The following is a 25,100-nucleotide window of genomic DNA, read 5'->3' on the forward strand; positions in this document are numbered from 1 at the left end:
TCTTAGGCTCCGATTCCTCGAATGCGCTCGACAATGGCAGGCAACAAACGGCGAAGTGCGACCGAATTCGCGCAATATGGACGTGTCGATAGAATCGGGGCGATTGAAGCATTGCATGCGAGATTTGAAGACCATCGGTTCGCGGTCCACGCGCACGACACCTGGTTGATAGGAGCCGTTGTCGCGGGAGCGAAAGATATCTCGGCTAAAAAGGGAAGCCAACGCGTCTTCGCAGAGAACCAGGTCTACTGCATGCCTCCGGACAGTCCGCATGCCGGGAAGGCAGTCGGTGAAATGTGCGAATACGTGATGCTCTATGTTCCAGACGAAGCGTGGCGGCAGCAGTGTGAAGCCTTCGACGTGGACATTCATCAACTTACGCGAGACTTGCCGGACGACGCGCAACAGGTGCGAATGACACAGGCGTTCGTGGACCAGATAATCGTGTCACCGGAGACGGTCGATGTGTGGTCGGGAGAGTGGACCCTCTTCTGTGAGTCACTGCTGAGTAAGTATCGCGCTACACCTCGCTCGAAAGCTCCATTGACGTCGCCTGGCCATACAGACCCAGGTCTTCACCGTGCGTACGAATTCATGCACGAGTTCTGGAATCGAAACGTATCGCTTGACGACCTGTCACGCGTGTCTTCGATGTCGGCATCGGACGTATGTCGTCGCTTCGCGTCAGCCTATGGTTTGACGCCGCACAGATATCAGTTGGTGCTTCGCGTCACAAAGGGGAAATCGCGCCTGCTCGCAGGTAGCGATATTGCCGATGTAGCCGCGGAGACTGGCTTTGCTGACCAGAGCCATTTCGGGCGTCACTTCAAGTCAATCTTTGGTGTGACCCCGGGAGCTGTCGCGAGGGCTCGTCAGTAGGCCGTGCCCCATCGAGCAACGCGAAATCAGGATCTCTTGGGTTCCCACCGGTAACTGTTCATCTGCGGGTTCAACTCCGTCTCTCTGCGAGGTTGTTCGCAAAGCTACATAGCGTCGCAAGGCTGACGCCCTGCACGACATCAAGGCCATTCTAGTCGTTGAAGCCCGCCTGTTTGAAGGCCGTAAGAGCAAAATCCGAAACCGCACCTCGCGACGCAATGATTTCTCGCGTAAGTGAAGCCAAGGCATTCGACCGATCATCCGTTATCTGCTCACCATCGATGCGATCTACGGCCCGAAATGCTTATCGCGGATGCGGTTCGAGCCATTCAGGCGACGCTCCACCGCCCTGACTCCATTCTCGTTTCAAGAACATTCAATTCGCGCTAGAGCCGCTTCTCATATTTGCTCTCGCCGATAGACTGAGGCATATGAATCCGGACGCAACCGGAATGGAAAATCCGTCGAGACGGGCTATCAACCTCTACATCGAACAGTACTATGAACATCACTGTGCATCACCTCGAGAACTCGCGTTCGCAACGCATCCTGTGGCTCCTGGAGGAATTGCGACTGCCGTATCGCGTGGTTCGCTATGCGCGTGACCCGATTTCAGGTCTCGCTCCCGACGCTGTGCGTGACATCCATCCGCTTGGAAAGCTACCGGTGATTCAGGACGGTAGTTTGACAATCGCAGAGTCTGGACTGATTTTCGAGCATCTGTTGAATCAATCTGATATGAAGATTGGGCGACCCACCGATTCGGAAAGTAGTCGTCGGTATCAGCATTTCATGCACTATGCGGAAGGCTCTCTCATGCCCCCGCTTTTCGCGCTATTGGTGTTGCGGCGAATGGGCGAAGCAGGACAGTCTGCAGCGGCGGATTTGAGGAGATCTTTCGCCGGACATCTCGCCTGGATGGACGCCGAGCTGGCGACACGCCCATGGTTCGCGGGCGAAACGTTCACTGCTGTCGACATCATGATGAGCTTCCCGTTGGAAGCCGCTCGTCAACGTGGTGGACTCGATGAGAGATATGTCAATCTCAACGCATTTCTGCGTCGCATCCACTCGCGCCCTGCCTATCGCGCCGCGGTTGAGACGGGTGGACCCTACGCCTTGGCATGATGACTATCGGCGTTGGGTGAACCGTCAAAGGCGGGATATGACTCGAGAAATGCCGGTAGATCTGTGATGGGTGGCTTTGCAGGAATGTCGAAGAACATTTCGCAGACCGACCCGCAGTGACACGAAGCGTGATTCACGAGATGCATCAACATCGCACCTCGTGACATCGCGAATTCCTGTCCGGATACATACTTGAACGGAATCACTTCGGCCAGCGACAAGTCAGTCTGCTTCGCTGCCCACGCTTCAAACGTATCGGGCAAAGAGACGGGCGGTTTGCAAGTTAATCATTCGCAGTACCTGGCTTGAGACGTGAGCCACCCCGAAAGGCAACGGACCCCTTTACAGCGTTACTCGACACGGCTCAGGGGGATATAGCGCTTCCGCACGGTTCTATTGCACAGAGAGGCGACCGCATTTTTCCTTCGATGCTGATGCGGTGCTTTCTCTGTGACACGCTGCCCGGCTTCTGGACATACCGCCGCGTGCATCAATTCAAGGAACCGTTGGCGCTGCGACGCTCTTTGGCGAGGTGGTTCCAACCATTACTGGCCGAAATAGATCGGTTGCATACCGTCGTTGTCGAGATGACGCGCAATCTTGCGAGTACCGGCGGAAGACGAACCTGCTGCGGTGATGCCGCCGTAGTTGTTGTCTCCATGCTGGGCCGCGACTCGTGCTTGGGCTGCTTGAATCTCTGTAGGGTAGTTTGCGTCTTCGCCGCGAGATTGGTCGTAGCCGGCTGCCCGGAGTTGCGTGAGCTCGGCGCGAACTTGAGCGCGGGTCAGTGCGGGTGCATCGGTACCTGCGAATACGGGACTGGCGACGGCTCCAGCAATAACGAGTGCTGCAAGGAAGCGGGATTTCATGATTCTCTCCGTGAAAAAGTAGCGATGGAGGAAGAATGCATTAATCCAGCTATAGGGTCCAAGACCCGTGTCCTATATTTTCAATAGGAGAAACCAATAATTTAGTGCGTTGTTGGCCCGCGTACCGATGAGACGGGCGAGGCTCGTCCAGCTCGCCATTCGACATCCTGCTTCGCGGTCAGTCGTCGCTCGCCAGCGCGTGCGCGCGATAGCGTGCCATCAGTGTCGGATGCGGCACCCGGCCAGCAGTGCAAGGCGTGCCGCGCACTCATGGTGAAACTGCAGGATCGACGAAACTGGCGGGAACCACTCCTCCTCGGGCTGTCCACCTGGAATGAAGCAGGCAAACAGCAAGGCAACAAAAAAGCCGCTGTCCTGGCGGACAGCGGCTTTTTCTTGATGCTGGTGGCGAATCAGGGACTCGAACCCCGGACCTGCGGATTATGATTCCGTCGCTCTAACCGACTGAGCTAATTCGCCGAAAGAAGCGAAATTATGGCGATGTCGGCGGGGGCTGTCAACCCCCGTCCGACAACTTTTTTGCGAGGACGCCGGTTACTTACCGCGCGCTCAATCCTGCGCGTAGATATTGGAGTCCTTGGTCTCCCGCACGAAAAGCAGGCCGATCACGAAGGTTCCCAGTGCGATGATGATCGGATACCACAGCCCCGAGTAGATGTTGCCCTTCGCCGCGACGATCGCGAACGCCGTCGCCGGCAGGAAGCCGCCGAACCAGCCATTGCCGATGTGATACGGCAGCGACATCGACGTGTAGCGGATTCGCGTCGGGAACATCTCGACCAGCATTGCCGCGATCGGGCCGTACACCATCGTTACGTAGATCACGAGGATGGTCAGGATCACGACGGTCATCGGCCAGTTGATCTGCGCGGGGTCGGCCTTCGGCGGATAGCCAGCCGCCTTCAGGGAGGTGCTCAGGTTCTTGTCGAACGTCTTGCCCGCTTCCTTCGCGTCGGGGGCTTTGCCGTCATACGTATCGATAGTGATGTCGCCGACCTTGATCTGCGCCATCGCGCCCGCTGGCGCTGCGACGTTGTCATAGTTCAGGCCGGCCTTCGACAGCGCGCTCTTCGCGATATCGCACGACGACGTGAACTTCGACGTGCCGACCGGATTGAACTGGAACGAGCACTCCTCAGGATTCGCGATCACGACGATCGGCGCCTTGGCCGTCGCGGCCTCGAGCGCGGGGTTCGCATAGTGCGTCAGCGCCTTGAACAGCGGGAAGTACGTCAGTGCTGCGATCAGGCAGCCGGCCATGATGATCGGCTTGCGTCCGATACGGTCGGACAGCGAACCGAAGAACAGGAAGAATGGCGTGCCGATCAACAGCGCAATCGCGATCAGGATGTTCGCGCTCGCTCCGTCGACCTTCAGCGTCTGCGTCAGGAAGAACAGCGCATAGAACTGGCCGGTGTACCAGACAACTGCCTGGCCAGCCGTCACGCCGATCAGAGCCAGGATGACGATCTTAAGATTCTTCCATTGGCCGAATGCTTCCGAGAGCGGCGCCTTCGACGTCTTGCCTTCGGCCTTGATCCGCTCGAATGCCGGCGACTCGTGCAGCTGCATGCGAATCCAGACGGAAATGGCCAGCAGCACCAGCGAGGCGATGAACGGAATCCGCCAGCCCCATGCGCCGAACGCGTCTTCGCCCATGGCCGTGCGCACGCCGAGAATCACGAGCAGCGACAGGAACAGGCCGAGCGTCGCCGTGGTCTGAATCCACGCCGTGTAGAAGCCGCGGCGATTGGCGGGGGCGTGTTCGGCGACGTAGGTCGCGGCGCCGCCGTACTCGCCGCCGAGCGCGAGACCCTGCAGCAGACGCATCGCGATAAAGATCACAGGCGAAGCCATGCCGATCGCCGCGTAGCCAGGCAGGAAGCCGACCACGCAGGTCGACAGACCCATGATGACGATCGTGATGAGGAACGTGTACTTGCGGCCGACCATGTCGCCGAGTCGCCCGAACACCAGCGCGCCGAACGGGCGCACCGCGAAGCCGGCCGCGAAGCCGAGCAGGGTGAAGATGAAGGCGGCCGTCGGATTGACGCCAGAGAAGAAGCTTTTGCTGATGAAGGCCGCGAGCGAGCCGGCCAGATAAAAGTCGTACCACTCGAAAACCGTGCCCAACGATGACGCGAAGATTACCCGTTTCTCTTCTCTCGTCATCGGCGCGTGCGAGATTTGCCCGCTTACGGTAGCCATATGTCGTCTCCAGTATTGATATCAGTCGCGGTACGCCTGGTCAGGCGTTGCCGTGTAGCGATTATTGGAGCGGAAACTTACGGCGTTCTGACTCGGAAGGTGCGCGGTTAAGAATGTTGTTTGTGGGCGAACGTCGTCCAATTTGCGCCCAACTTCTTCCAATGTGAGGTCTACACCAGCAATCAGTGGCTTCTTCGATTGCTGCTGAAATGGCTGAAACTGACGGATTAGGGTAAGTCCCGTGCACGATCGAGCATGCGCAAGCTGACACGCACCAAGGTTCCCGCCAGACGCGGCGAGTTCTGATAGACGTTGTCCTCGATGGTCAGCGTGCCGCCGTGCATCGTCGCGATTTCGCGGACGATCGCGAGGCCCAGTCCGCTGCCGTCGCCCTCGCGGCCCAGAATCCGGTAAAAGCGCTCGACCACGCGCTCACGCTCGGCGGCGGGAATGCCCATGCCCGTGTCCTCGACTTCGAGATGCGCCATGCGCGCGGCATGGTTGCGGCGCACGCGCACGGTGATCCGCCCGCCCGGCGGCGTATAGCGGATCGCGTTGTCGATCAGGTTCGACAACATTTCGCGCAGCATGACGGGATTGCCTTCGACTTCGAGCGGCTCGTCGGAACTGCCCGGCCCTTCGTAGCCAAGGTCCATCTGTTTGGCGAGGGCGGGCTGAATCCAGTCGCGCACGGCGCTACGCGCGACATCGCCGATCTCGACGGGCGTGAAGATCTGGCCGGACATACGGTTTTCCGCCCGTGCCAGCGCAAGCAGTTGTGTGACGAGCCGCGCGGCATGCTCGGAACTCGTGGCGATCTGCTCGAGCGAACGGTGCACTTCCGCCGACGCATCCTGACGTAGCGCCAGTTCCGCCTGGGTGCGCAAGCCGGCGAGCGGCGTCTTCATCTGATGCGCGGCATCGGCGATGAAGCGCTTTTGCAGTTCCATGTTCTGTTCGAGGCGCGTCAGCAGATCGTTGAACGACGTGACGAGCGGCTCGATTTCGGGCGGCGCGCGGCGTGCTTCGAGCGGCGACAGGTCGTCGGGGCGCCGTGCGCGGATGTGCGCCTGCAGCGCATGCAGCGGCGCGAGTCCGCGCGACAGGCCGAACCAGACGAGCAGGATCGCCAGAGGCAGAATCACGAACTGCGGCAGGATCACGCCCTTGATGATGTCGTTGGCGAGCGCGCTGCGCTTGTCGAGCGTCTCGGCCACCTGCACCAGCACGGGCTGCGCGCTGGGCGTCTGAGGAAACTCGACCGTGGTGTACGCGACGCGGATGTCGTTGCCGCGCAGCATGTCGTCGCGAAACTCGACGATGCCCGGCTGCGGCCGGTCTTCCTCACGGGGCAGCGGCATGTCGCGCTCGCCCGCCACCAGTTCGCCGCGCGAGCCGAGCACCTGATAGAACACGCTATCTATATTGTCGGCGCGCAGGAAGTCGCGCGTGGAGTCGGGCAGCGTCAGTTCAGCCGCCCCGTTCACAGGGTGAATTTGCCGCGCGAGCACGTATGCGTCGGTTTCCAGCGCGCGGTCGAACGGTCCGTTCGCAATCGATTTCGCGACCAGATAAGTAACGGCGAGACTCATGGGCCACAGCAACAGCAGGGGCGCGAGCATCCAGTCGAGGATTTCCCCGAACAGCGAGCGTGGACGCGTCTCCGCCGCCGCCTCGGTTTCGTCGGGCGGCGCGAACGGATTCGCGTAGCGCGCGTCGCGGACTTCGTCGATATCCGCCGCGTGCGCCGTGGCGCGCGGTGCGCGGACGGACATAAAGCGCCTTTACTTGAAGTAATGACTTGAGGGCATGGCAGCGGACGCGTCGGACGGCTCCGGTTGCTGGGGCGCCGTTTGCGATGGCACGGCCGCCTTCTCGAGACAGTAGCCCAGCCCGCGCACGGTGATGATGCGCACGCCGCTCGGCTCGATCTTCTTGCGCAGCCGATGCACGTAGACCTCGATCGCGTTGTTGCTGACCTCTTCGCCCCATTCGCAGAGGTGATCGACGAGCTGTTCTTTCGATACCAGCCGCCCGATCCGCTGCAACAGGACTTCGAGCAATCCTAGCTCACGCGCGGACAGGTCGATAACCTGCTCGTTGGCATAGGCAATTCGACCGACTTGATCAAACGAGAGCGAGCCGTGCTTGACGACGGTCGGCCCGCCGCCCGCGCCGCGCCGTGTCAGCGCGCGCACGCGCGCTTCGAGTTCGTTGAGCGCGAAGGGCTTGGCCATGTAGTCGTCGGCGCCGAGGTCGAGACCTTTGACGCGTTCGTCGACGCTGTCGGCGGCCGTCAGGATCAGCACAGGCAGGTTCGAATTGCGCGCGCGCAGACGGCGCAACACTTCGAGGCCCGACATTTTCGGCAGGCCGAGATCCAGAATGAGAAGGTCGAAAGTCTGCATCGACAGCGCGGTATCGGCTTCTGCGCCCGTCTTCACATGGTCGACGGCGTATGCCGATTGGCGGAGTGATCGGACCAGACCGTCCGCGAGTATGCTGTCGTCTTCGGCAATGAGAATTCGCATGATGCGCCCTGCCCGGCCGGCACCGGGGCGCTCCGGCGCACAGCGTCTCCGAAAAATTTTGTCGGTAGCGGTGTTGTCCGTTTGCACATGTGGACGTCCGCATATGCAAACAGGCTTGCCAAAACTACTGTTTTTTTATACAGTGTCTGCGTTTAGCGTGCTGGTCGTTCGGATCGCGTTCGAAACGCGTTCGCAACTACCAGCATACCTGCCTCAGACGCCGTTCATCATAGCAAAGGACGATTCATGGAAGAAAGCAAGAAAGGCTCGGCTGGACTGACTGCGGAAAAGAGCAAGGCACTTGCTGCCGCGCTTGCGCAGATCGAAAAGCAGTTCGGCAAGGGGTCGGTCATGCGGCTCGGCCAGGGTGAGGCAGTCGAAGATATTCAGGTGGTGTCCACCGGTTCGCTGGGCCTCGACATCGCGCTGGGCGTCGGCGGTCTGCCCCGTGGCCGCGTGGTCGAAATCTACGGCCCGGAGTCCTCGGGTAAAACCACGCTGACGCTGCAGGTCGTCGCGGAAATGCAGAAACTCGGCGGCACGGCGGCGTTTATCGACGCGGAACACGCACTCGACATCCAATATGCGCAAAAGCTCGGCGTGAACGTCAGCGATCTGCTGGTCTCGCAGCCGGACACGGGTGAACAGGCGCTTGAAATCGCGGACGCGCTGGTGCGTTCGGGTTCGATCGACATGATCGTGATCGACTCGGTCGCGGCGCTCGTGCCGAAGGCTGAAATCGAAGGCGAAATGGGCGATTCGCTGCCGGGTCTGCAGGCGCGTCTGATGTCGCAGGCACTGCGCAAGCTGACGGGCACGATCAAGCGCACGAACTGCCTCGTCATCTTCATCAACCAGATCCGTATGAAGATCGGCGTGATGTTCGGCAACCCGGAAACCACCACGGGCGGTAACGCGCTGAAGTTCTACGCGTCGGTGCGTCTGGACATTCGTCGTATCGGTTCGATCAAGAAGAACGACGAAGTGATCGGCAACGAAACGCGCGTCAAGGTCGTGAAGAACAAGGTGTCGCCTCCGTTCCGCGAAGCGATCTTCGACATCCTGTACGGGGAAGGCATTTCGCGTCAGGGTGAAGTCATCGACCTCGGCGTGCAGGCAAAGATCGTCGACAAGGCGGGCGCCTGGTACAGCTACAACGGCGAACGCATCGGTCAGGGCAAAGACAATGCGCGTGAATTCCTGCGCGAGAATCCCGAGATCGCGCTCGAGATCGAGAACCGTATCCGCGAATCGCTTGGCGTGAACGCGATGCCCGCCGGCGCCGCCGTGAGCGCTGACGAGGAAGTGGGCGAAGAGGAGTGATCGTCGCGTGATGCGCAAGGGCCGCTCTGTATCCTCGCCGACGGGCGCGGGACATGACGCGGACGGCCCGCGTGACGACGATGCGTTCGAATCGTCGTCACGTTCCTCGTCTTCCAGCTCGTCGGCAGCACCGTTCTCGCACGCAACAACATCGTCGGACGACTTCGATCCATTCGAATCCTTCGACGCCCATGATCGTGCCGTGGGCCTCGGTCCATCTTCGGGCGGTCAATCCGGCGCCGATAGCGGCGAAGTCACTTACACGCGCTTGCGTCGCCAGCCTGGCGAACGCAATCCGGCAGAAAAAGCGAGCCAGGAAGCACAGCGTCCCAAACGTTCTCTGAAAGGCCGTGCGCTCGGCTATCTTTCCCGTCGCGAGTACAGTCGCGCGGAGTTGGCGCGCAAACTCGGACCTTACGCGGAAGAGGGCGATTCAATCGACTCATTGCTCGACGCGCTCGAAAGCGAAGGCTGGCTGTCCGACTCCCGATTCGCAGAAAGCCTGGTTCACCGTCGTGCGTCGCGAATGGGCGCGGGCCGTATCGTCAGCGAACTCAAGCGCCATTCGGTCGGGCAGGAGCTAGTCGAAGAAGTGAGCGCACAGCTGCGCGAAACCGAACTGGCGCGCGCTCAGGCTGTCTGGCGCAAGAAATTTGGTCAATTGCCGCAAACGCCTGGCGACCGAGCGAAACAGGCGCGTTTTCTCGTGACGCGTGGTTTTTCACAGGCCGTCATTGGGAAAATTCTCAAGGGCATCGACGAAGACTTCCCGCCGGAATAGCGCAGGACGCAAGCGGCGCAAAGACGCTGGCGTCGACCGGACGCGTCTCGCTCAAATGCGCTGCGCAAATCCGCCGTGAACAGCCCCTAGGCCCGCCAGATGAGGCGGTGCGGCCTTCGGCCTGTCTCAAATACCCAGTATGCTAAAATTCAACGGTTCTTCAATCCGGCCTTTGTTCTCGCATGCCGCTCTCTCCGCCAGTGTCCAGACAATTGCGCCACCGCCGCGCAATCCGCGCGGACGCATACGAGCGTGAAGATGGCTTGTGGGATATCGAGGCGTGCCTCACCGACGAAAAGCCACGTGACGTAAAGCTTGCGTCGGGTGTCCGGCCGAACGGCCTGCCGATCCATGAACTCTGGCTCCGCATCACGATCGATCGCAAGCTCAATGTCGTCGACGCTGAAGCGTCGTCCGACTGGGTTCCGTATCCCGGTCTATGTGAAGCCTCCAATCCCGCCTATCGCGCCCTCATCGGGCTCAATCTCTTCCAGAACTTCCGTCGCGACGCCGCCCGTTTGCTGGCCGGCACGGCAGGCTGCACGCATCTCACCGAGCTGTGCGCAATCCTGCCGACTGCCGCCATCCAGGCGTTTGCCGGCGACGTGTGGAACACGGAGAAAGGCGGGCCAGGAAGCGAGGAGTCCGCGGGATCATCCAATGGACGAGTGGACGGTTCGACCCCGGGCACACCTGGCAGCAACGGACAAGACACCCAAAACAACGCTTCGAGCGAGCAAGCAAGCCAACACGCAAGCGAGCAATCAAACGACAAACCGCCATTCCAGCTGGGCCGTTGCCATACGCTGCGGTTCGACGGCGAGGCGGTGCGACAGTTTTATCCGCGCTGGTACGGCCGCGCGCCGCGTTCAGCGGATCGCGCGGATACCGAACTCAATGGACAGGCCGTGAAGACGGCGCGTTCCGAGTAAGCGGTCCAGCCGGAAGCGAAGTTCAATCCAACTCTCAGACTGAAGGGAATCACGCATGAAGATTCACGAGTACCAGGGTAAGGAAATCCTGCGGAAATTCGGAGTCGCGGTACCGCGCGGCAAGCCGGTCTTCTCGGTGGACGATGCGGTCAAGGCCGCTGAAGAGCTGGGCGGCCCGGTGTGGGTCGTTAAGGCTCAGATCCACGCGGGTGGCCGTGGCAAGGGTGGCGGCGTGAAGGTCGCGAAATCGCTGGACCAGGTCCGCGAATTCTCGAACCAGATCCTCGGCATGCAGCTGGTGACGCACCAGACGGGCCCGGAAGGCCAGAAGGTGAATCGTCTGCTGATCGAAGAAGGCGCGGACATCAAGAAGGAACTGTATGTCGGTCTGGTAATCGATCGCGTGACGCAAAAGGTCGTCGTGATGGCCTCGAGCGAAGGCGGCATGGACATCGAAGAAGTCGCTGAAAAGACGCCGGAAGCGATCCACAAGGTCGCGGTCGATCCGTCGAAGGGTCTGCTCGATTCCGAAGCCGACGATCTCGCGAAGAAGATCGGCGTGCCCGACGCATCGATCCCGCAAGCGCGCGCGATCCTGCAAGGCCTGTACAAGGCATTCTGGGAAACGGACGCATCGCTGGCCGAAATCAACCCGCTGATCCTGACGGGCGAAGGCAAGGTGATCGCGCTGGACGCCAAGTTCAACTTCGACTCGAACGCACTGTTCCGTCATCCGGAAATCGTCGCGTACCGCGATCTGGACGAAGAAGATCCCGCTGAAGTCGAAGCATCGAAGTTCGACCTCGCGTACATCTCGCTCGACGGCAACATCGGCTGCCTCGTGAACGGCGCCGGTCTGGCCATGGCGACGATGGACACGATCAAGCTGTTCGGCGGCGAACCGGCGAACTTCCTCGACGTCGGCGGCGGTGCGACGACCGAGAAGGTCACGGAAGCGTTCAAGCTGATGCTGAAGAACCCGAACCTGACGGCGATTCTCGTCAACATCTTCGGCGGCATCATGCGTTGCGACGTGATTGCGGAAGGCGTGATCGCGGCTTCGAAGGCGGTCGATCTGCAAGTGCCGCTCGTCGTGCGCATGAAGGGCACGAACGAAGACCTCGGCAAGAAGATGCTGGCCGACTCCGGCCTGCCGATCATCTCGGCAGACAGCATGGAAGAAGCTGCGCAGAAGGTCGTCGCGGCTGCCGCAGGCAAGGCCTGATCGCCCCGGCGCTTATCACCGGATTACGAATGGCGGCGCGCGAGCGTCGCGGGCAAAGCGCTATTTGCCGCGCGAGACGCGTTGAGCGCGCCACCAAACGAACAGAGGTCAATACATGTCGATTCTGATCAACAAAGACACCAAGGTCATCACGCAGGGCATCACCGGCAAGACCGGTCAGTTCCACACGCGCGCATGCCGCGAATACGCAAACGGCCGTGAAGCTTTCGTCGCGGGCGTGAACCCGAAGAAGGCCGGCGAAGACTTCGAAGGCATTCCTATCTACGCGAGCGTCAAGGAAGCGAAGGAAGAAACGGGCGCGACCGTCTCGGTCATCTATGTGCCGCCCGCAGGCGCTGCTGCTGCAATCTGGGAAGCCGTCGAAGCCGATCTCGATCTCGCGATCTGCATCACGGAAGGCATCCCCGTTCGCGACATGATCGAAGTCAAGGACCGCATGCGCCGCGAAGGCCGCAAGACGCTCCTGCTCGGACCGAACTGCCCGGGCACGATCACGCCGGACGAACTGAAGATCGGCATCATGCCGGGTCACATCCACCGCAAGGGCCGTATCGGCGTCGTGTCGCGTTCGGGCACGCTGACGTATGAAGCAGTCGGTCAATTGACGGCGCTGGGCCTGGGCCAGTCGTCGGCAGTCGGTATCGGAGGCGACCCGATCAACGGTCTGAAGCACATCGACGTGATGAAGATGTTCAACGACGATCCCGATACGGACGCCGTGATCATGATCGGTGAAATCGGTGGTCCGGACGAAGCAAACGCTGCGTACTGGATCAAGGACAACATGAAGAAGCCGGTGGTTGGCTTCATCGCGGGCGTCACGGCGCCTCCGGGCAAGCGCATGGGCCACGCCGGCGCGCTGATCTCGGGCGGTGCGGATACCGCCGACGCCAAGCTGGAAATCATGGATGCCTGCGGTATCAAGGTCACGAAGAACCCGTCGGAAATGGCCCGCCTGCTGAAGTCGGTGCTGTAAGACGTGTTGCGATAACTGCAAGAAACGCCGGTTCATGCCGGCGTTTTTTGATACTCTTACGAACGCCTTTCGTAAGACGCGACTTGAAGCGAGGGAGCGAGCAATTGCTTCCTCGCTTTTTTGTTGCCGGTCGCTTTCGCTACCTTCTATTCTGCTTTCCATGCTCGAATTCCTCACTACGCTCCATTGGGGCGCCGTCTTTCAGATCATCGTCATCGACATCCTGTTGGGTGGCGATAACGCTGTCGTGATCGCGCTTGCCTGCCGCAACCTGCCGCCCGAGCAGCGCACCAAGGGCGTGCTGTGGGGAACGCTGGGCGCAATCGTGCTGCGCGTCGCGCTGATTGCGTTCGCTGTCGCGCTGCTCGACGTGCCACTGCTCAAGTTCGCGGGCGGCCTGCTGCTGCTGTGGATCGGGGTGCGCCTGCTCGCGCCAGCGCCGGACGTGCACGCCAACGTGAAGCCCGCCGACAAGCTGGTCACGGCCATCAAGACAATCATCGTCGCCGACGCCGTGATGAGCCTCGACAACGTGATCGCCATTGCTGGCGCCGCCGAGGCCGCCGAGCCGCATCACCGCATTGCGCTCGTCGTGTTCGGGCTGATTGTCAGCATTCCGCTGATTGTCTGGGGCAGCCAGATCGTGCTGAGGCTGCTGGACCGTTACCCGATCGTCGTCACGTTCGGCGGCGCGCTCCTCGGCTGGATAGCGGGCGGCCTCATCGTCAACGATCCTGCCGGCGACCGCTGGCCAGTGCTCGATACGCCTGTTGCCGAGTACGGCATGAGCATTGGCTGCGCGCTGCTGGTCGTGATCCTCGGCTACGCGCTGAAGAGGCGCAATGCAAGCCGCCTCGCGGGCTCCACGCCGCCGGAAACGCATTGACCGCACCTACTTTACCGACGCCTCTGCGCCTGCACCATTAGCCGTTCGGCCGACTGCCGGCGACATTCGCGGCTCGCTACGATCGAAGCGCCTGTCCTGATTCCCGGGGCAGGCGTTTTCGTTTTCGAGGAGTTTGCTGATGATCGCTACTGTTGCCGTTGCCATGTTGTCCACGCGTGCTGCCAAAAGGCGGCGCGCAGGCGTCCCGCGCCGCTGGCCCACCGTGTTGGCCCGTCTCGGGCGTATCTGTGGCTTCACGTTGATCGAACTGATGATCGTACTGGCGATCGTCGGTGTGATCGCCGCCTATGCCATTCCCGCTTACCAAGACTATCTCGCGCGCAGCCGCGTCGGCGAGGGCATGTCGCTCGCAGCGGCCGCGCAATTGACCGTCGGCGAGAACGCCGGAAGCGGCAATGCCTTCGGTAGCGGCTACGCGTCGCCGCCCGCCACGCGCAACGTGCAGTCAATCCACATCGACGACGACACGGGCCAGATCACCGTCACGTTCACGGCCCGCGTCGCCGACGATGGCGCGAATACGCTCGTGTACGTGCCGTCCGCTCCCGACAACGCCGACACGCCGACCGCGCGTGTGGCGCTCGCGAAGGGCTCGGTGCAGAAGGGGGCCATCACGTGGGAATGCTTCGCAGGCGGCAAGGCGGCTTCGTCGCTGCCGGCGCCAGGCGCAGGACCGTTGCCCGTCGACGCGCCGACGCTGCCGTCGAACCTCGCGCCGCCTGAGTGCCGCGCCTGACGCCGGGACGATGCTGCGTGAAAGCTCACATGAGCGTGAGCGCGGCCTGATGCCGGCATGAAATGAACCTGTGTCATATGCCGTGGCAAAAGTTTCCGTGCCAGGGCGCGATTTGGGGTTATTTCGGTCCATCCGGCGCACAGCGTAAGGATTTTTTTGTATAGTGCGCCGGTTGCTGACGTCCCCGGTTACTCATGCCCAACCCTTTTGCGCGCCATCTTTCGCTGTTTTTATTGGCGTGTGCGTTGATCCTGCCGTACGCAGTCGTCAACCACACCTATCCGATTCCGACCTTCTACGCCGAGTTTACGGCGCTGTCGCTCTATCTGCTGGTCGGGGCGAGCGTCGCCCTGCTGGTATCGACGGCACGGCCGCGGGTGCCGTTTGCGTCACCCGTCGTCGCGCTGGTGCCGCTCGGCTTCGGACTCGTGCTGATCGCGCAGTCCGTCGTGCTGCCCGTCGAGCAGCCGTCGATGAACTGGCTCGGCGCCGGATTCCTGCTGGCGGCATTCATGGCCGTGCACGCGGGTTTCGGCTTCACCCGTGCGAACCTGACCGAAAACGTGCTGACGGTGGCGGCGTTTGCGCTCGTCGTCGGCGGATTGTTTGCGGTGTTCTGCCAGGTGATCCAGTTGTTCCACCTCGAAGTGAAGGTAACGCCGCTCGTGGTGGCCTACAGCGTGGCGGCCGAACGCCGCCCGTTCGGCAATATGGCGCAGGCCAATCACCTCGCAACCTATATCGCGTTCGCGACAGCGGGCGCGATGTACCTCGTGCAGACGCGGCGCATCAACGTGTTCATCTGGCTGCTCGTGTCGGCGATTTTCTCCGGCGGCCTCGCGCTGACGGTGTCGCGCGGTCCGTGGCTGCAGATGGGCGTGATCGTCGTCGCGGGTTTCTGGATGGCGTTCGCCGAGCAGCACCGCAATGATTCGCGCCGACGCAGCAATCGCGAGTGGCTGATTCCCCTTCTGCTGGTCGCGCTGTTTTTTGCGGTGAACGCGGCCGTGCGCTGGGCGAACTTGCGCTACGACCTGGGTCTTGCCCAGTCGGCGGCCGAACGTATGCAGGACGCGAGCCAGATCGCGCCGCGTCTGGCGCTTTGGAAGTACGGCTGGACGATGTTCCGCACACATCCGCTGCTGGGCGTCGGCTGGGGCGAGTTTCCGCGTTTCCAGTTCGATCTCGTCCGGACGCTGGGCGGTGTCGAGATCGCGAACAATTCGCATGACATCTTCATCGATCTGCTCGCGAAAACGGGGCTGATCGGCCTTGGCATCGTGCTGCTCGGGCTCGCCGCATGGTTCGTGCGTGTGGTGCGCGCGCCGCATACGGCCGCGCGCGTGTTCGGTCTTGCGCTGATCGGCGTGCTGGTGATGCACGCGCTCGTCGAGTATCCGCAGCAGTACATGTTCTTCCTGCTGCCGGCGATGTTCGTGTTCGGTCTGCTCGACACCAAGCCGCTGCGTCTCATTCCGGGCGGCGTGTCGTTTGGCGCGTTCGTCGTAATCGTGTTCGGCGGGCTGGCGGCGCTGTATCCCGTGTATCGCGATTACGCGCGTGCCGAGGTGTTGTACTACGGCTCGCGTCCGTTCGATCAGTATCGCGAGGACCCTTCGTTCCTGTTCGGCGCGTGGGGCGAGTACGGCATGGCGACGCTGCTGCCGATGAACGCACAAGACCTGCCGCACAAGCTCGCGGCGCATCGTCAGGCGATCGCGCTGTTGCCGGGCGAAACGGTGCTGCGTCGTTACGCCGTGCTACAGGCCTTGAGCGGCGACACCCATGGCGCGTTCGATACCGTCGAGCGTCTGAAAATCTTCGCCGAGGAATTGCACGATTGGCCTTCGCAACTCTCGGCGCTGTACGACCTGTGCGATCAGCAGAAAACGCTCGGCGCGTTCAAGGCTGAGCTGGTGAAAAAGTACGGCACGCCGCCCAAGGGCAGCGAAGACAGCGACGACGATGATGGCGACGACAGCTAACGAGCGCGTTCGAGCGTCGTAAAAACCGCGAGCGGCGCGAAGAATGCGCCGCTCTGCCGTCAGGGAGCGCGCGCCACGAGCGCGCTCCCATCACGGCGCCACCCAATCCCCCGACTTCCCGCCGTGCTTTTCCATCACCTTCACGTCGGTGATGGTCATGCCGCGATCGACCGCCTTGCACATGTCGTAGACGGTCAGGAGCCCCACCTGCACGGCCGTCAACGCTTCCATTTCGACGCCCGTTCTGCCGAGCGTCTCCACCTGCGCGCGGCAATGCACGGCCGAGCCCGCCTCGTCGAGTTCGAAATCCACCGTGACACGCGTCAGCGCGAGCGGATGGCACAGCGGGATCAGATCGGCGGTGCGCTTCGCGCCCTGGATCGCGGCAATACGCGCGACGCCAATCACGTCGCCTTTCTTTGCGTGACCGTCGCGAATCAGCGCGAACGTATCAGGCAGCATGCGGATCGTGCCGCGCGCGACAGCGACGCGCTTCGTTTGCTCTTTGCCGCCGACGTCCACCATATGCGCCTGGCCGGCTGCGTCGAAATGAGTGAGTTCGGGCATGGTTGACTCCATCAGAGGGCGCCTATCTTAGCAGTGCGCGCGTCGCCGGGCAGAGGGCGCGGGCGGTCGAACGCTCACCCTGACCCACGACGCGCGTGCATGCGGCCCGGCCGGGCCGCACACTAATCCGTCAGACTGTCGGCCCGTGGGCCGGGCGCCAGGCACGCTTAACCGGTCGACGCGCGCACGCCACTGGGTACAATCGCAAAAGGTACGCCCCTTCGGCACCTTACGCCGCTTTCGATTCCGCCCATCGTCCGCAATGCGTCTGAAACGGTTTATCGCTGCATGGCTGTCCGTCACGCTGGCCGTCCCGCCCGCGATCGTCGCGCAGCCGTCGAACCTGTCGGAGTTGCCGCTCGTTACGGGGCCGCTCGACACGTACGACGGCGCCGCCGTGCCGCCCGACATCGCGCAGGGCGTGTTCGGCATGTATGGCGGCGCGCAGACGCGCTTCTCGGGCAACCCCGGCGGCAACGCGAGCCTGCGCGCGCCGATGTCGACGCAGCAGCTGCCCGATCTCGGCGACGGCTCGGGCGGATCGCTGACGCCTCAGGCCGAGCGCAAGCTCGGCGAGCGCGTGATGCGCGAAGTGCGCCGAGATCCCGACTATCTCGACGACTGGCTCGTACGCGACTACCTGAACGCGATTTCGGAGCGGCTCGCGGCCGCGGCGAGCGCGCAGTTCATCGGCGGCTACCGGCCGGACTTCGATCTGTTCGCGATGCGCGATGCGCAGGTCAACGCGTTTTCGCTGCCGGGCGGCTTCATCGGCGTGAACACCGGCCTCATCGTCGCGACGCAGACGGAATCGGAACTCGCGTCGGTGGTTGGCCACGAAATGGGGCACGTGCTGCAGCGGCACATCGCGCGGATGATCACGGCGGGCGAGCACAGCGGCTACGCGGCGCTCGCGGGCATGCTGCTCGGCGTGCTGGCGGGCGTGCTCGCGCATAGCGGCGATCTGGGCAGCGCGATCGCCGTCGGCGGCCAGGCCTATGCCGTCGACAACCAGTTGCGCTTCTCGCGCGCGGCCGAGCACGAAGCCGACCGCGTCGGCTTTCAGATGCTCGCGGGCGCGGGCTACGACCCGTACGGGATGGTGTCGTTTTTCGAGCGGCTCGACCGCGCGTCGATGAGCGACGCCGGCGTGCCCGCCTACGCGCGCACGCACCCGCTGACGGGCGAGCGTATCGCCGACATGTCCGACCGCGCGCGCCGCTCGCCGTACCGGCAGCCGCGCCAGTCGTCGGAATATGCATTCGTGCGCGCACGGGCGCGCGTGCTGCAGGACCGCTCGCGCAGCGAATACGCCGACGACATTTCCCGGATGCGCTCGGAGATCGAAGACAAAACCGCGTTGAACGTCGCGGGCAACTGGTACGGCATCGCCTTTGCGCAGATGCTGCTCGACCGCTACGACGACGCGAGCGCCTCGCTCGCCAACGCGCGCGCTGCGTTCGACGCCAGCGGGCGTGCGCAAGGCGAGGCGCCGCGCAGCTCGCCGAGCCTCGACGTGCTCGCGGTCGACATCGCGCGACGTGCCGGTCGCAACGGCGACGCGGTGCGTCTCGCGGAAATCGCGCAAAAGCGCTGGCCCCAGTCGCACGCCGCGATCGACATGCGTCTGCAGACGCTGCTCACCGCGCGCCTTTTCACCGAAGCGCAAGCGCAGGCCCAGCGGGAGACGCGCGCTGACCCGCAGCAGCCCGTGTGGTGGCGCTATCTGGCGCAGGCGAGCGTGGGCACGGGCGATGCGCTGACGCAGCATCGCGCGCTGGCGGAGAAGTTCGCGCTGGAAGGTGCGTGGCCGTCGGCGATCCGGCAACTGAAGGAGGCGCGCGACATCAAATCCGTCGGCTACTACGACCTGGCGACGATCGACGCGCGCCTGCACGAGTTCGAGGCGCGCTACAAGGAAGAGCGCGAGGACGAGAAGAACAGCAGCTAGCCGCGCAATCTGACCTAAAACTTAAAACCTGAAACTTAAGAGTTAGGAGGACGCGGCAGCACGCGCCGCCGGACTTGCGACGAATCCGAAGCGCTTCTCAACCTCGGCCTTGCGTACGGGTTCGAGCGTCAGGCCGGCATCGTCGCGCCAGTGGAACTGGCCGCCTTGACCGTCGGCGGCGAGATCGGCGTGCTCGGAGAACAGGTCGAGATCGTGGTCGTGCAGCAGCGCTACGCGCGCGGGCCGGGCGCTGTCCGAAAAGAGGATGCCGCCGTCATCGTCGAGGTAGACGGCGGCGGGCTCGAACGCGTTGCCCGCCTGATCCGTCAGTGTGAGGAGGCCGGTCGCGTAGTCGCGGGCAAGCCGCACGACGAACGGTGTGTAGCCGAGCTCCACATACACGCGCTGCGGGCCGTTCTGGAAGAACCATTGGCCCGTCTCGTCGGCTTCGTAGTTGCGGTTGATGAAGCCGAGCAGAGCGGCATGCCGGATAGGCTCGCCGGGCGCACCCGCGGCTTGCGCGGCCTCATCACGCATACGCCAGTTGCCGCGCCGGTCGAACAGCAGCCAGCCGGTGCAGTGCGGCACATTCGGCCATTTGGCGAGAGCCTGCTTGACGATGTCATCCATGTCGCGTGAACGGGTCGAAGTAGCCGAAGACCCGGCGCGAAAGCCAGTCGATCCGGCCGGGGAACGGACCCGTCATGAAGCCGACGTGTCCGCCGTGCTCCGGTTGATCGAGTTCCACCATCGATGATACCTCGCTGCGCGACGGCAACACGGCGCACGGCAGGAACGGGTCGTTGCGCGCGTTCAGTACGAGGGTGGGGACGGTGATGTCGGGCAGCAGCGGGCGGGTGGTCGAGCGCGTCCAATAGTCGTCGGCGTTGCGAAAGCCGTGCAGCGGCGCGGTCACCACGTTGTCGAACTCGTACATCGTGCGGCTTGCGAGCACGTCGCGCATGTCGTAGAGGCCGGGGTATTGCGCGAGTTTTTGCTGCGCCTTCAGCTTGAGGGTCTTCAGGAAGCTGCGGGTGTAGATCATGCCGAAGCCCTGCGACAGTGCCCGGCCGCCTGCGTGGACGTCGAGCGGCGCGGAGATCGCGGCGGCCGCCGCGATGATCGACGCGTCCTCGCGACGCTCGCCCAGCCAGCGCAGCAACACGTTGCCGCCCAGCGACACGCCCGCCGCGACAATCGGTCCCGCGTGCCGTTTGCGCAGACGCCGCAGCACCCAGTCGACCTCGTTGCTGTCGGCGAGGTGATAGAAGCGCGGCAACAGGTTCATCGGACCGCTGCAGCTGCGAAAGTGCGGCACGACGCCGAGCCAGCCGCGGGCATGGGCGGCCGCCATCAGCGAGCGGGCGTAGTGCGAATCCGAACTGCCTTCGAGCCCGTGGAACAGCACGAAGAGCGGCGCGTCGGCGGCCGCGCGCGGATGGGCCAGGGGATCGGGCGCGAGCCAGTCGAGATCGATGAAATCGCCATCGGGCGTATCCCAGCGCTCGCGCCGGTAGGCGACGGCGGGACGGCGGCCGAACAGCGCGGGAACGATGGTCTGGATATGGCTGTTGGGCAGCCAGAGCGGCGCGCGGTAGAGCATGTCGACGGTCGCCTCGAGCGACGCTTCCACGGCGGCCCCGACAGCCGCCACCGCCGTTGTCCCATCAAGGGCCGGTCTGGAGGAAGCTTTGTTGTCGTGCGTCGTGCTCATGCCAACACCGGTATTCGAGTGAAGCCTCGCGCCGAGGCTTCTGTCATGCGGTTCTCGCGGGGCGCTTCAGTGCAGCGCGCCCTGACCATGTCTCATTTTGGCAGCAAATTGCGAGGCGGTTTCGTTCGGCATCGCACTCGCGTGGATATGCGCGATCTTCCATTCGCCGCGCTCGTGGACCATCACGTACGTTGTGAACACCATCGACGGAATGGCGGCAGGGTCGGCCGGGCGGTGCGCTTCGGCAATCGCGTAGACGACCGTGCCGAGGCTGTCGTAGACGCGTATGTCGAGCGGCTCGATCGACACGGGCTGCGCCTCGATCTGGCTGCTCAGCCCCGCGCGGATCGCGTCGAGACCGTGCAGATGCGAGCCGTCTGCGCAGATACAGCTGACGAATTCCTCGTCGATCCACAAGCCCATCAAGCTGTCGATATTGACCTCCGCGACAGCCTGGTAGTAGGCGTTCAGCGTGTCCGCGGCGGCTTCGAAGATGTGGGCAAAACGTGGCATGGCTCGTCAGTCTCTTGCGCGCACGGCGCGCGGTTGCGGGTCAGTGATGTTCAGCAGGCCATCCGCGAGCATGCCCGCGCCGCAAGACGCAAGCATGACGCCGACATGAGCGTGGACGGCTCGCACGCGAGGCCAGGCCTGTACAGCGGACGAAGCTGGCTGCGCCTTCGTCCGAAGGCGCGCACGACAATTTTTAGGCAGCGCGCCCGTTCAGCGTTGCGCGAGCAACATTCCGCGCAGATCGTCGAATACCTGCTCGGCGCTGAGTTGCCGCAGGCAATTCAGATGACCCAGTGGACATTCGCGCTCGAAGCACGGACTGCACTCAAGATGCAGCCATTGTACCTTTGCGAGGTCCGACAAGGGCGGCGTGTGGCGCGGATCGGTCGATCCGTACACGGCGACGAGCGGCCGGCGCAACGCGGCCGCGACGTGCATCAGCCCGGAGTCGTTGGTGACCACGGCGCTTGCCCGCGAAATCAGCGCGCAGGCTTCGCCGAGCGCCGTCTGGCCGCACAGGTTGCGCACGTTCGGCGCGCGGTCGGCGATCGCCTGGGCAATGGGCGCGTCTTTCGGCGAACCGAGCGCAATGATCTTCGTGTACGGAAACGACTGGCCGACCATTTGCGCGAGCGCCGCGAAGTGTTCGGGCGGCCAGCGCTTGGCGGGGCCGTATTCGGCGCCGGGGCAGAACACCAGCAGCGGCACGCGGGTGTCCAGATTGAAGCGCGTCGACACGCGCGCGGCCTCGTTCAGATCGGCGTCGAGGCGTGGCGGCGGCAGGTCGTCGGGGACTTTTGCGCCCGGCGCGTAGGCGAGGGCCGCGTAGTGCGGGACCATCGGCGGACGCTCGTCCTTGCGCGGATTGGCGTGCCGCACGTTCAGCAGGCCGTAGCGGCTCTCGCCCGTATAGCCGATGCGCAGCCGGATGCCCGCCATCCACGGGATCAGTGCGGATTTCAGCGAATTGGGCAGCACGTAGGCGGCGTCGTAGCCGACTTCGCGCAAATCGCTCGCCAGTTGCCAGCGGCGCAGCATCTGCAGCTTGCCGTGTGCGAGATCCGTCGCATAGACATCGCGGATTTCAGGCATCCGTTCGAGCACGGGCGCAACCCAGGTGGGCGCGACGGCATCGATTGCGATGCGCGGATGCAATTTCACGAGGCGCGCAAACAAAGGCTGCGCCATCAATGCGTCACCGATCCAGTTCGGTGCGATAACCAACGCGCGACGCATCAGGGTGAGTTTCCGATGTCGAAAATAAGGCGCCGCGTGCCCGAGGCGCGCGGTGCCGGGTTGTCAGGAAAAGGTGAACTGCTGTCAGGCGATATCGGCGCGCGGCCGGAAATTCAGCGAGCAGCCAGATTTCCAGCGCGTTTGCAGCCCGACGTCGGGTCGGACGGCAAGCCGGACGGCGAGCCGGACGGCAAGCCGCACAGCACGTTGCGCCGCCGCATGGCCAGCAAAAAGAGCGCGGGTCAGTGACCTCGGATCACTTCGCCGTCGCGCAGCTTGTAGCGCGTGCTGCAGTACGGGCAACGCGCCTCGCCATGCGTCACGTCGATAAAGACGCGCGGATGATTGCTCCAGCGCGGCATCGACGGGTTCGGGCAATACGCGGGAAGATCTTTCGCCGTCAGTTCGACCAGCGGCATTTCCTTGATTTCGCTCATAGGGACTTTCTCGTTGTGTACAAAAAGCGGGCGCGGTTGGCTCGGATTCGCCTATGCCGCGCCCGCTGGAATCAGATCTTCGTCAGCCAGTGCGCGTACTTCTCGCTCTTGCCATTGACGATGTCGAAGAAGCCCGATTGCAGCTTTTCCGTGATCGGGCCGCGCGTGCCGGAGCCGATCGTACGGTTGTCGAGCTCACGGATGGGCGTGACTTCGGCGGCCGTGCCTGTGAAGAAGGCTTCGTCTGCCGTATAGACCTCGTCGCGCGTGATGCGTTTTTCGATCACTTCGATGCCCGCGTCTTTCGCCAGCGTGATGACGGTATCGCGCGTGATGCCGTCGAGGCACGACGACAGGTCAGGCGTGTACAGCTTGCCGTTGTTCACGAGAAAGAAGTTCTCGCCCGAGCCTTCCGACACATAGCCGTCGACGTCGAGCAGCAGCGCTTCGTCGTAGCCGTCGGCGGTGGCTTCCTGGTTGGCCAGAATGGAGTTCACGTACCAGCCCGAGGCCTTCGCGCGGACCATCGACACGTTCACGTGATGGCGCGTGAACGACGACGTTTTTACGCGAATGCCCTTCTTGATGCCGTCTTCGCCGAGATAGGCGCCCCACGGCCACGCGGCGATCGCGACGTGAATGGTGTTGCCCTTCGCCGACACGCCCAGCTTTTCCGAGCCGACCCAGATGATCGGGCGCAGATAGCACGACTCCAGCTTGTTCTCGCGCACGACCTCGCGCTGCGCGGCGGCGAGCGTCTCGTGGTCGAACGGGACATCCATCTGGAAGATCTTGGCCGAGTTCAGCAGACGCCTGGTGTGCTCCTTCAGGCGGAAGATCGACGTGCCGCCATCGACCGTCTTGTAGGCGCGCACGCCCTCGAAGACGCCCATGCCGTAGTGCAGCGTATGGGTGAGGACGTGGATCTTGGCGTCGCGCCAGTCGATGAGCTTGCCATCCATCCAGATCTTGCCGTCGCGGTCGGCCATTGACATACGATTCTCCAGGCAGTGCGGGTTCGGATTGCGGCGCCGGTTGACGACGCCCGTTTGTGGTCTGCTGCACGGGGTGCTGCAACGAGGTGCTGCAAGCGTGGCGCGGCGACTACATACAACACCGGGACACGCGGGCGAAAAGCGATATTTTACCGTCATTTGCACAAGCAACGGGCATTCGCGGGCACCCCGGACGCTATAATCCGGCAGTCGCTGAAAACAAAACCGGATGCGCCAGCGGCTGCTTCATGATCTTGGCGCTGACCTCCAGCCATCGCGGCATCTGTCGCGCCGCGCCGCATTCGCCTCATGCCTGCTCGCTTGTCCGACCTCGATCGCCGTGCCTTCCGTGATGGCGCGCGCGCCTATTCGCCCACCTTGATGGCGATCTTCTCCTGGGGCCTCGTGACGGGCATCGCAATGAGCAAGTCGGTGATGACCGTGCCGCAGTCGCTCGGCATGTCGCTGCTGGTCTACGCGGGTTCGTCGCAACTCGCCGTGCTGCCGCTGATGCTGGCCAAGCTGCCCATCTGGACGATCCTGCTGACGGCCGCGATGGTCAACACGCGCTTCGTGATCTTCAGCGCGGGTCTCGCGCCACACTTTTCGTATTTGCCGCTGCACCGGCGGCTGCTCGTCGGCTACTTCAACGGCGACGTGATCTATCTGCTGTTTCAGAAAAAAGGCTTCCAGCCCGGCTATGTGCCCGGCAAGGAAGCGTATTTCTGGGGCATGGCCGTCTCGAGCTGGCTGTCGTGGCAGGTGTCGTCGATTGTCGGCATTCTGCTCGCCAGCCTTTTCCCCGATAACTGGGGCTTGTCGCTCGCGGGCACGCTCGCGCTGATTCCCGTGATGGTGTCGGCGATCTCGTCGCGCTCCACGCTGGCCGCCGTGAGCGTCGCGGGCATCGTGGCGCTGATCGCATTCGATCTGCCGTATCGCCTCGCGCTGCCAGTCGCGGTCGTCGCGGCGATCATCGCGGGCAGTGCGGCCGACGCGCTCGTCGAGCGCGCCGACCTGCGCCGCATCCGCAACAGCACGCAAGGCATGCAAAGCGCGCAAAGCACGCAAAGCACGCAAAGCACGCAAAGCACGCAAAGCACGCAAAGCACGCAAAGCACGCAAAGCACGCAAAGCACGCAAAGCACGCAAAGCACGCAAAGCA

The 25,100-nt window shown here is 63.0% G+C and carries 24 protein-coding genes, 1 tRNA gene and 1 pseudogene; 13 read left to right on the top strand and 13 right to left on the bottom strand.

Features of this window, described 5'->3' with window-relative positions; translation table 11 throughout:
- Positions 1-33 precede the first annotated feature (33 nt).
- Together H3V53_RS29860 and H3V53_RS29865 are read left to right on the top strand one after the other, a co-directional pair.
- Complete coding sequence (locus tag H3V53_RS29860) at positions 34-879, top strand: AraC family transcriptional regulator (protein WP_336600949.1); 846 nt, start codon at positions 34-36, stop codon at positions 877-879.
- Positions 880-1,380: 501 nt separating this feature from the next.
- On the top strand, positions 1,381-2,007 hold the full coding sequence (locus tag H3V53_RS29865) for a glutathione S-transferase family protein (protein ID WP_336600950.1): 627 nt from the start codon (positions 1,381-1,383) through the stop codon (positions 2,005-2,007).
- Here the strand turns inward: H3V53_RS29865 and H3V53_RS29870 are convergent.
- From H3V53_RS29870 to H3V53_RS29895, 6 genes are all read right to left on the bottom strand, one after another.
- Positions 1,992-2,270: a DinB family protein gene (locus tag H3V53_RS29870; RefSeq protein ID WP_336600951.1), complete on the bottom strand. Its 279-nt coding sequence runs from the start codon at positions 2,268-2,270 to the stop codon at positions 1,992-1,994. The two genes, H3V53_RS29865 and H3V53_RS29870, sit on opposite strands and share 16 nt — an antisense overlap.
- Positions 2,271-2,552: 282 nt before the next feature.
- A complete protein-coding gene (locus H3V53_RS29875) occupies positions 2,553-2,876 on the bottom strand; it encodes a DUF4148 domain-containing protein (protein WP_336600952.1) in 324 nt (107 codons plus the stop codon).
- 403 nt (positions 2,877-3,279) lie between these two features.
- A tRNA-Met gene (locus H3V53_RS29880) sits at positions 3,280-3,356 on the bottom strand.
- 90 nt (positions 3,357-3,446) lie between these two features.
- Positions 3,447-5,105: an MFS transporter gene (locus tag H3V53_RS29885; protein WP_336600953.1), complete on the bottom strand. Its 1,659-nt coding sequence runs from the start codon at positions 5,103-5,105 to the stop codon at positions 3,447-3,449.
- Between the two features lie 227 nt (positions 5,106-5,332).
- The gene (locus H3V53_RS29890) at positions 5,333-6,880 is read right to left on the bottom strand and encodes a sensor histidine kinase (RefSeq protein ID WP_336600954.1); all 1,548 of its coding nucleotides are present in this window, start codon (positions 6,878-6,880) and stop codon (positions 5,333-5,335) included.
- A 9-nt stretch (positions 6,881-6,889) separates the two neighbouring features.
- Complete coding sequence (locus tag H3V53_RS29895; protein WP_336600955.1) at positions 6,890-7,636, bottom strand: response regulator transcription factor; 747 nt, start codon at positions 7,634-7,636, stop codon at positions 6,890-6,892.
- 246 nt (positions 7,637-7,882) lie between these two features.
- Between H3V53_RS29895 and recA the strand changes: the two genes are divergently transcribed.
- The 8 genes from recA to H3V53_RS29935 all read left to right on the top strand — a co-directional run bounded on the left by recA (position 7,883) and on the right by H3V53_RS29935 (position 16,522).
- Complete coding sequence (gene recA / locus H3V53_RS29900) at positions 7,883-8,959, top strand: recombinase RecA (protein ID WP_054917137.1); 1,077 nt, start codon at positions 7,883-7,885, stop codon at positions 8,957-8,959.
- Between the two features lie 7 nt (positions 8,960-8,966).
- On the top strand, positions 8,967-9,740 hold the full coding sequence (gene recX / locus H3V53_RS29905; protein ID WP_336600956.1) for a recombination regulator RecX: 774 nt from the start codon (positions 8,967-8,969) through the stop codon (positions 9,738-9,740).
- A 182-nt stretch (positions 9,741-9,922) separates the two neighbouring features.
- Positions 9,923-10,672: a DUF2889 domain-containing protein gene (locus H3V53_RS29910; RefSeq protein ID WP_336600957.1), complete on the top strand. Its 750-nt coding sequence runs from the start codon at positions 9,923-9,925 to the stop codon at positions 10,670-10,672.
- A gap of 55 nt (positions 10,673-10,727) precedes the next feature.
- Positions 10,728-11,897, top strand: a complete 1,170-nt coding sequence (gene sucC, locus H3V53_RS29915) for an ADP-forming succinate--CoA ligase subunit beta (RefSeq protein ID WP_054917130.1) — start codon at positions 10,728-10,730, stop codon at positions 11,895-11,897.
- Positions 11,898-12,012: 115 nt separating this feature from the next.
- Positions 12,013-12,894 carry a succinate--CoA ligase subunit alpha gene (gene sucD / locus H3V53_RS29920; RefSeq protein WP_054917129.1) on the top strand — a complete coding sequence of 294 codons (882 nt, stop codon included), beginning with the start codon at positions 12,013-12,015 and terminating at the stop codon, positions 12,892-12,894.
- 160 nt (positions 12,895-13,054) lie between these two features.
- Positions 13,055-13,780 (top strand): YjbE family putative metal transport protein, encoded by a 726-nt coding sequence (locus H3V53_RS29925; protein WP_054917127.1) that lies wholly within the window; start codon positions 13,055-13,057, stop codon positions 13,778-13,780.
- 139 nt (positions 13,781-13,919) lie between these two features.
- Positions 13,920-14,537 (top strand): pilin, encoded by a 618-nt coding sequence (locus tag H3V53_RS29930; RefSeq protein ID WP_054917125.1) that lies wholly within the window; start codon positions 13,920-13,922, stop codon positions 14,535-14,537.
- A gap of 194 nt (positions 14,538-14,731) precedes the next feature.
- Complete coding sequence (locus tag H3V53_RS29935; protein ID WP_336600958.1) at positions 14,732-16,522, top strand: PglL family O-oligosaccharyltransferase; 1,791 nt, start codon at positions 14,732-14,734, stop codon at positions 16,520-16,522.
- Positions 16,523-16,612: 90 nt separating this feature from the next.
- Here the strand turns inward: H3V53_RS29935 and moaC are convergent, their stop codons facing one another.
- On the bottom strand, positions 16,613-17,089 hold the full coding sequence (moaC, locus tag H3V53_RS29940; RefSeq protein WP_054917121.1) for a cyclic pyranopterin monophosphate synthase MoaC: 477 nt from the start codon (positions 17,087-17,089) through the stop codon (positions 16,613-16,615).
- Positions 17,090-17,351: 262 nt separating this feature from the next.
- Between moaC and H3V53_RS29945 the strand changes: the two genes are divergently transcribed.
- Positions 17,352-19,040 (top strand): M48 family metalloprotease, encoded by a 1,689-nt coding sequence (locus tag H3V53_RS29945; protein WP_336600959.1) that lies wholly within the window; start codon positions 17,352-17,354, stop codon positions 19,038-19,040.
- A 42-nt stretch (positions 19,041-19,082) separates the two neighbouring features.
- On the opposite strand, the gene H3V53_RS29950 is transcribed toward H3V53_RS29945, so the two are convergent.
- The 4 genes from H3V53_RS29950 to waaF form a co-directional block, all read right to left on the bottom strand.
- Complete coding sequence (locus H3V53_RS29950) at positions 19,083-19,670, bottom strand: DUF2946 family protein (RefSeq protein WP_336600960.1); 588 nt, start codon at positions 19,668-19,670, stop codon at positions 19,083-19,085.
- Entirely contained in the window at positions 19,663-20,754 is a 1,092-nt protein-coding gene (locus tag H3V53_RS29955) for a hydrolase (protein ID WP_336600961.1), read from the bottom strand. Before H3V53_RS29955 ends, H3V53_RS29950 begins: the two co-directional genes overlap by 8 nt.
- A 66-nt stretch (positions 20,755-20,820) precedes the next feature.
- Positions 20,821-21,267, bottom strand: coding sequence for a nuclear transport factor 2 family protein (locus tag H3V53_RS29960; RefSeq protein WP_054917112.1), 447 nt, complete (start codon positions 21,265-21,267; stop codon positions 20,821-20,823).
- Between the two features lie 210 nt (positions 21,268-21,477).
- Positions 21,478-22,503, bottom strand: a complete 1,026-nt coding sequence (gene waaF / locus H3V53_RS29965) for a lipopolysaccharide heptosyltransferase II (protein ID WP_336600962.1) — start codon at positions 22,501-22,503, stop codon at positions 21,478-21,480.
- A gap of 36 nt (positions 22,504-22,539) precedes the next feature.
- On the opposite strand from waaF, the gene H3V53_RS29970 reads away from it, so the two are divergent.
- Entirely contained in the window at positions 22,540-22,752 is a 213-nt protein-coding gene (locus H3V53_RS29970; protein WP_336600963.1) for a hypothetical protein, read from the top strand.
- Here H3V53_RS29970 and H3V53_RS29975 read toward each other — a convergent pair.
- Together H3V53_RS29975 and H3V53_RS29980 are read right to left on the bottom strand one after the other, a co-directional pair.
- Positions 22,746-22,940 (bottom strand): zinc-finger domain-containing protein, encoded by a 195-nt coding sequence (locus H3V53_RS29975; protein WP_054917107.1) that lies wholly within the window; start codon positions 22,938-22,940, stop codon positions 22,746-22,748. The two genes, H3V53_RS29970 and H3V53_RS29975, sit on opposite strands and share 7 nt — an antisense overlap.
- Positions 22,941-23,011: 71 nt before the next feature.
- Positions 23,012-23,935, bottom strand: a complete 924-nt coding sequence (locus tag H3V53_RS29980) for a branched-chain amino acid transaminase (RefSeq protein ID WP_336600964.1) — start codon at positions 23,933-23,935, stop codon at positions 23,012-23,014.
- Between the two features lie 309 nt (positions 23,936-24,244).
- Here H3V53_RS29980 and H3V53_RS29985 point away from each other — a divergent pair.
- A pseudogene (locus H3V53_RS29985) lies at positions 24,245-24,967 on the top strand (AzlC family ABC transporter permease); the annotation flags it as partial.
- Positions 24,968-25,100 lie beyond the last annotated feature (133 nt).

The sequence above is a fragment of the Paraburkholderia bengalensis genome (assembly GCF_037126505.1).
GTDB lineage: Bacteria > Pseudomonadota > Gammaproteobacteria > Burkholderiales > Burkholderiaceae > Paraburkholderia > Paraburkholderia bengalensis.

What these genes read in the sequence shown, in the direction of transcription:
- H3V53_RS29860 (WP_336600949.1), top strand. Translation starts at nt 34, where the DNA reads ATGGCAGGCAACAAACGGCGAAGTGCGACCGAATTCGCGCAATATGGA.
- H3V53_RS29865 (WP_336600950.1), top strand. Translation starts at nt 1,381, where the DNA reads ATGAACATCACTGTGCATCACCTCGAGAACTCGCGTTCGCAACGCATC.
- H3V53_RS29875 (WP_336600952.1), bottom strand. Translation starts at nt 2,876, where the DNA reads ATGAAATCCCGCTTCCTTGCAGCACTCGTTATTGCTGGAGCCGTCGCC.
- H3V53_RS29885 (WP_336600953.1), bottom strand. Translation starts at nt 5,105, where the DNA reads ATGGCTACCGTAAGCGGGCAAATCTCGCACGCGCCGATGACGAGAGAA.
- H3V53_RS29890 (WP_336600954.1), bottom strand. Translation starts at nt 6,880, where the DNA reads ATGTCCGTCCGCGCACCGCGCGCCACGGCGCACGCGGCGGATATCGAC.
- H3V53_RS29895 (WP_336600955.1), bottom strand. Translation starts at nt 7,636, where the DNA reads ATGCGAATTCTCATTGCCGAAGACGACAGCATACTCGCGGACGGTCTG.
- recA (WP_054917137.1), top strand. Translation starts at nt 7,883, where the DNA reads ATGGAAGAAAGCAAGAAAGGCTCGGCTGGACTGACTGCGGAAAAGAGC.
- H3V53_RS29910 (WP_336600957.1), top strand. Translation starts at nt 9,923, where the DNA reads ATGCCGCTCTCTCCGCCAGTGTCCAGACAATTGCGCCACCGCCGCGCA.
- sucC (WP_054917130.1), top strand. Translation starts at nt 10,728, where the DNA reads ATGAAGATTCACGAGTACCAGGGTAAGGAAATCCTGCGGAAATTCGGA.
- sucD (WP_054917129.1), top strand. Translation starts at nt 12,013, where the DNA reads ATGTCGATTCTGATCAACAAAGACACCAAGGTCATCACGCAGGGCATC.
- H3V53_RS29925 (WP_054917127.1), top strand. Translation starts at nt 13,055, where the DNA reads ATGCTCGAATTCCTCACTACGCTCCATTGGGGCGCCGTCTTTCAGATC.
- H3V53_RS29930 (WP_054917125.1), top strand. Translation starts at nt 13,920, where the DNA reads ATGATCGCTACTGTTGCCGTTGCCATGTTGTCCACGCGTGCTGCCAAA.
- H3V53_RS29935 (WP_336600958.1), top strand. Translation starts at nt 14,732, where the DNA reads ATGCCCAACCCTTTTGCGCGCCATCTTTCGCTGTTTTTATTGGCGTGT.
- moaC (WP_054917121.1), bottom strand. Translation starts at nt 17,089, where the DNA reads ATGCCCGAACTCACTCATTTCGACGCAGCCGGCCAGGCGCATATGGTG.
- H3V53_RS29945 (WP_336600959.1), top strand. Translation starts at nt 17,352, where the DNA reads ATGCGTCTGAAACGGTTTATCGCTGCATGGCTGTCCGTCACGCTGGCC.
- H3V53_RS29950 (WP_336600960.1), bottom strand. Translation starts at nt 19,670, where the DNA reads ATGGATGACATCGTCAAGCAGGCTCTCGCCAAATGGCCGAATGTGCCG.
- H3V53_RS29955 (WP_336600961.1), bottom strand. Translation starts at nt 20,754, where the DNA reads ATGAGCACGACGCACGACAACAAAGCTTCCTCCAGACCGGCCCTTGAT.
- H3V53_RS29960 (WP_054917112.1), bottom strand. Translation starts at nt 21,267, where the DNA reads ATGCCACGTTTTGCCCACATCTTCGAAGCCGCCGCGGACACGCTGAAC.
- waaF (WP_336600962.1), bottom strand. Translation starts at nt 22,503, where the DNA reads ATGCGTCGCGCGTTGGTTATCGCACCGAACTGGATCGGTGACGCATTG.
- H3V53_RS29975 (WP_054917107.1), bottom strand. Translation starts at nt 22,940, where the DNA reads ATGAGCGAAATCAAGGAAATGCCGCTGGTCGAACTGACGGCGAAAGAT.
- H3V53_RS29980 (WP_336600964.1), bottom strand. Translation starts at nt 23,935, where the DNA reads ATGTCAATGGCCGACCGCGACGGCAAGATCTGGATGGATGGCAAGCTC.